The sequence below is a fragment of the Thiomonas sp. genome, assembly GCF_034007205.1.
Lineage (GTDB): Bacteria > Pseudomonadota > Gammaproteobacteria > Burkholderiales > Burkholderiaceae_C > Thiomonas.
In genome coordinates this window covers 1-4,680 of record NZ_JAVERI010000040.1, presented here as the reverse complement: position 1 = coordinate 4,680, position 4,680 = coordinate 1, and the positions used below count along the sequence as shown (strand labels likewise).

The 4,680-nt window shown below is 63.0% G+C and carries 4 protein-coding genes; 3 read left to right on the top strand and 1 reads right to left on the bottom strand.

The features are described from left to right. The first annotated feature begins 175 nt into the window (after window positions 1–175). The 3 genes from RBR52_RS15320 to RBR52_RS15310 are packed head-to-tail and all read left to right on the top strand — an operon-like array spanning window position 176 to window position 4,076. Window positions 176–1,756: an Eco57I restriction-modification methylase domain-containing protein gene (locus RBR52_RS15320; protein ID WP_320378141.1), complete on the top strand. Its 1,581-nt coding sequence runs from the start codon at window positions 176–178 to the stop codon at window positions 1,754–1,756. After that, entirely contained in the window at window positions 1,753–2,670 is a 918-nt protein-coding gene (locus tag RBR52_RS15315) for a XamI family restriction endonuclease (RefSeq protein ID WP_320378140.1), read from the top strand. The genes RBR52_RS15320 and RBR52_RS15315 overlap by 4 nt, the downstream gene beginning before the upstream one ends. Window positions 2,671–2,687: 17 nt before the next feature. Next, window positions 2,688–4,076, top strand: coding sequence for an ISL3 family transposase (locus tag RBR52_RS15310; protein WP_320378139.1), 1,389 nt, complete (start codon window positions 2,688–2,690; stop codon window positions 4,074–4,076). A gap of 119 nt (window positions 4,077–4,195) precedes the next feature. Here the strand turns inward: RBR52_RS15310 and RBR52_RS15305 are convergent. Next, on the bottom strand, window positions 4,196–4,680 hold a 485-nt coding region (locus tag RBR52_RS15305; RefSeq protein ID WP_320378138.1), incomplete at its 5' end, for an aminotransferase class III-fold pyridoxal phosphate-dependent enzyme.

Below are 4,680 nucleotides of genomic sequence, written 5' to 3'. Positions count from 1 at the left end.
TGAGAAGATGAGGTGGGCGTGCACTGCGGAGTGGTTTTGACTTGCGGGCCTCCGTAAATTCTTGTGGGTGAGACCCTTCCAGAGCGAGCAGTCCGCGCGCGCGAAGATCGCAAATTTTTGTGGACAGCCGGCCAATAGGCCGACTAAACTTATCGCAAATTGTTGTGGGTAGCAAATGCAATCGGAAGCCGACCTGATCTCTGCGTGCGTGGCCCTCATCGGGGGCCAGGGAAAGTTGTCTCCGGCAGAACGCCAGGTCGTCAAGGTGGCCTTAGCCACCATGTCATACACCAGCGATGTCGACACGCTCCGCAGATCCATCCTGCGCGGGGCCGACCCGCTTGGAGATGCCTTTTCCCGCGTCCGCAGCGCCGATCAGCGCCGCACGGATGGTGCTGTCTACACTCCTGCGCCCATCGTGCGCTCGATGATGACGTGGCTGGCTGCGCAGGGTACGCCGCAGCGCATTGTTGATCCGGGTGCTGGTTCTGGTCGTTTCACGCTGGCTGCTGGCGAGGCATTTCCCGATGCGCAGCTCGTGGCGGTTGAGATGGACCCGCTGGCGGCGCTGATGCTGCGCGCCAACCTGAGCGCTCGGGGCTGGACCGATAGGGCGACCGTTCTGGTCAAAGATTACCGGGAAGTCAAGCTGCCGCGCTGCGCAGGCATGACGGCCTTCATCGGCAATCCGCCCTATGTGCGGCACCATGACATCGCCGCAGACTGGAAAGCCTGGTACGCCTCCAATTTCGCCGGCTTCGGCATCAAGGCGAGTGCGCTGGCCGGCCTGCATCTGCACTTCTTCCTGCAAACGCGCCTGCTCGCAAAAGCGGGCGATGTTGGCACATTCATCACCTCGGCTGAATGGATGGATGTGAACTACGGTTCGGCGCTGCGCCGACTGCTGCTCGACGAACTGGGCGGAATCGCTCTTCACGTCCTTGAACCGACCATCGAAGCCTTCCCCGGCACAGCGACGACGGCAGCCATCACCTGCTTCCGTGTCGGCGAAACCGTCGAGCCTCTACGGGTGCGATCCGTCGACGAGATGGAACGCCTCAATGGCTTGTCGAAGGGGACCGACATCCCGCGTGAGCGGCTGCATGCTGCCCCGCGCTGGTCGATCATCGTCCGCCCCTCCGAACAAGCTGCGGCCGGCGAGATCGAGATCGGTGAGCTGTTTCGTGTGCATCGAGGCCAAGTCACGGGGGCAAACGACATCTGGATTGCGGGTCAGCATGCGAAGGTCCTGCCCGATCGCGTCAAGCTACCAGCCGTCACCAAGGCCAAGGACTTGATACAGGCCGGCGCACACCTGCAATCTTCTGAGGTTCTGCGCCGTGTTGTCGACTTGCCGGCCGAACTGGACGAGTTCACGAAGGACGAGCGGCGACGCATCGCCGCCTTCCTGTCGTGGGCGAAGCTCAATGGCGCGGATCAAAGCTACATCGCACAGCACCGCAAAGCCTGGTGGTCCGTGGGCCTCAAGGCCCCTGCCCCAATCCTGTGCACCTACATGGCTCGCCGGCCGCCTCAGTTCACGCTCAATGCATGCGATGCGCGACACATCAATGTCGCGCACGGCCTCTACCCTCGCCAGCCGCTGGACGATAGCGTGATGGCTCGCCTGGTGACGTGGCTCAACAAGAACATCAAAACGGGAAGCGGCAGAACCTATGCAGGCGGCTTGACCAAGTTCGAACCCAAGGAGATCGAGCGCCTGCGCATCCCAAGCCTGGAAGCATTGCCTGCATGACAAGCGCACCGCCTCGATGGACCACTGCGGAACTTGCCGAAGACGCCGCGACTTCTGCTGCTCAGTTCCGAACTGAACGCCTGGCCGTCACCGATTCCTGGGCCACTCACTATAGCCATGCACGCGGTAAGTTCGATCTGCTGTTCAAGACGCTGAGCGACCTCAATCCCGGCGCGATCACCGATGACAACCTCGCGGACGCATACGGTCTGGGTCTTGGCGAGGCCCTCCGCTACCTGGCTGGCCCGCCAATTTCTGACGACGATCTCCAAGTCATCGCTGACGTCGATTCGATCGCTCCCGGCATCCTGAAGAAAGACCCCGAGGCGCTTCGCAAGGTGTTCGGGGTCATCGAGCGAGTGATTGATCCTTGCCGCTTCCCCTGGATGGAAGCCGGCGGCGAACCTACGGCGCAACAGCGCGAGGCTGCTTTGCTGGCGTCGTCTGTGCTCCTGGCCGCGCAGCGCATCGCCACCGAGCGACGCAACGAAGGCAAGGAGAACCAAGAGACAACAGTGAAGGACTACCTGCGCACCCTGGGCTTCACCGAGGCTCCGACCGTTGCGATCAACACGATCGTCAAAGGGCCTCAGCCCATGCAGTTCTGCGCTGAATGCCAACTCGGCGAGCGCAAGGCTGATGTCGTCGTGCGCTTGCACGACACGCGCCTTATGGCAATCGAGTGCAAGGTATCGAACAGCGCGACGAACAGTGTCAAGCGCCTGAACAACGACGCGGCCGTCAAGGCTGAGTATTGGATCAAACAGTTCGGCACCGCGCAGGTCGTGCCAGCCGCCGCACTTGCCGGTGTCTTCAAAGTGCTGAACCTCGAACAGGCGCAAGCACGCGGTCTGTCCCTGTTTTGGTCGCACGACTTGGACAAGCTCGGAGCCTTCATCGAGTCCACGCACTAGCCGCAGACACGAGTGACATGCCCGTCAACATCCTGAACCTGCCTGGCTACCGGGTGCAGGCGGTGCGCGAGGCCGAGCGCGAGTACCACGTCAAGGCCGAGACGATCACGCCGGCCGGTCGATGCCCGGCCTGCCACAGCGCGCAGACGGTCGGCCACGGCCGCGTGGAGGTCCTGGTCCACGACCTGCCCGTGCATGGCAAACAGGTCGGCGTCTACGTGGACGCCAGACGCCTGCGCTGTCAGGGCTGTGGCAAGACCTTCATGGAAACACTGCCCGGCATCAACGATGCCCGGCGCATGACTCAGCGCCTGGTCCAATGGGTTGGGCAGCGTGCGCTTAGGCATACCTTCACCAGCATCGCCGAAGAGATTGGCGTGGCCGAGGGGACGATCCGCAACGTCTTTGCCGACCATGTGGCCGAGCTGGAGCGATCGGTGAAGTTTCAGACCCCGAACTGGATGGGGATTGACGAGATTCACATCATCCGACGGCCTCGGGCGGTGATCTCGAACCTGAAGAACAACACCGCCGTCAACATGCTGCCCGACCGCGACAAGAAGACCGTCGCGCGGTATCTGGCCGGGCTGCCAGGCCGAGAGGACGTGCAGTACGTGGCCATCGACATGTGGGTGCCGTACCGCGAGGCCGTGCGTGAGGTGCTGCCCGACGCCATTGTGGTCGTGGACAAATTCCACGTCCAGCGCCTGGGCAACACAGCCCTGGACGAGTTCCGCCGGTCGCTGGGCCGCGCGGACAAAGCTGACCTGACGCGCAAGAAGGCTGCTGGCGTAAAGAAGGATCTGGTTCTGTTCCGCAAGCGTGAGAGGGATCTGAATGACCGCGAGCGTCTGCTGCTCTCTGGCTGGCTGAACAACATCCCGGAACTCGCCGAGGCGCACCGGCTCAAGGAGTCCTACTTTGACATCTACGAGGCCGGCAGCAAGGCCGAGGCCGCCGCCCGGTACGACGCATGGGCCAAGAGCGTCGGGCCGGACCACCGCGCCGCCTTTGCCCCGGCGCTATCCGCTTGGCGCAACTGGCAACCGCAGATCCTGGCTTACTTCGACCACCGGATCACAAATGCGTTCACCGAGAGCCTGAACAGCCTGATCCGCACGATCAACCGTCGAGGACGCGGGCACAGCTTTGACGTGCTACGCGCGCTGGTCCTGTATTCCAAGGGGGCGCATCGCATCGAGACCAAGCACCGCTCCTTCGCCCGGCAGGATTGGAGCTTGGAAACGTTCGACCGTTCCGCGCCGACCGAATTCGCCTACACGGGCATGGTGGGCCGGGCGGGGATGGTGCACGCGCCGACGAGCTGGGCGCCGGAGGTCGAGGAAGTGAACTACGGGGTCGACATCACCCGCCTGGTGGCGATGCTGGAGTCGGGCGAGATCTGAGCTTCATCCACAAATTCGGGTCGCTGGCGGCCGAGGGCGATTTCGCCCCTCATCCACACAATTTTGCGAAGACCCGAAAAACCCGGCGCGAGGCCGGGTTGACAAAGGGGGCGAACCGTTCAGTCGATGGTGCGCAGAACGTCCCGAAGGGTCGACATGATCTGATCGATCTGGCCGCGCTCGATGATGAGAGGCGGCGACAGCGCAAGGGTGTCGCCCGTGTACCGCACCAGCAGGCCGCGTGCGTAGCAGCCGACAAACGCTTCAAAGGCCCGCTTGCCCACGCCGGCAGGCCGCGACTCCAGCTCGATGGCGCCGATCAGCCCGATATTGCGCAGGTCTTTGACGTGCCGCACGTCTCGCAGGGCGTGCAGCGCTTCCTGCCAGTAGTGTGCAATGCCGTCGTCCTGCACGCGGGTGAGCAGCTGGTCGCGCTTGTAAATCTTTTGCGCCGCGACGGCAGCGGCCATGGCCAGAGGATGGCCCGAATAGGTGTAACCGTGGAAAAATTCGACGGTGCCGTCCGGAGATCCGTTCACGACCGTGTCGTAAATGCCATTACGCACGAACACTGCGCCCAGCGGCACCGCCGCATTGTTCACCG

What these genes read in the sequence shown, in the direction of transcription:
- RBR52_RS15320 (WP_320378141.1), top strand. Translation starts at nt 176, where the DNA reads ATGCAATCGGAAGCCGACCTGATCTCTGCGTGCGTGGCCCTCATCGGG.
- RBR52_RS15315 (WP_320378140.1), top strand. Translation starts at nt 1,753, where the DNA reads ATGACAAGCGCACCGCCTCGATGGACCACTGCGGAACTTGCCGAAGAC.
- RBR52_RS15310 (WP_320378139.1), top strand. Translation starts at nt 2,688, where the DNA reads ATGCCCGTCAACATCCTGAACCTGCCTGGCTACCGGGTGCAGGCGGTG.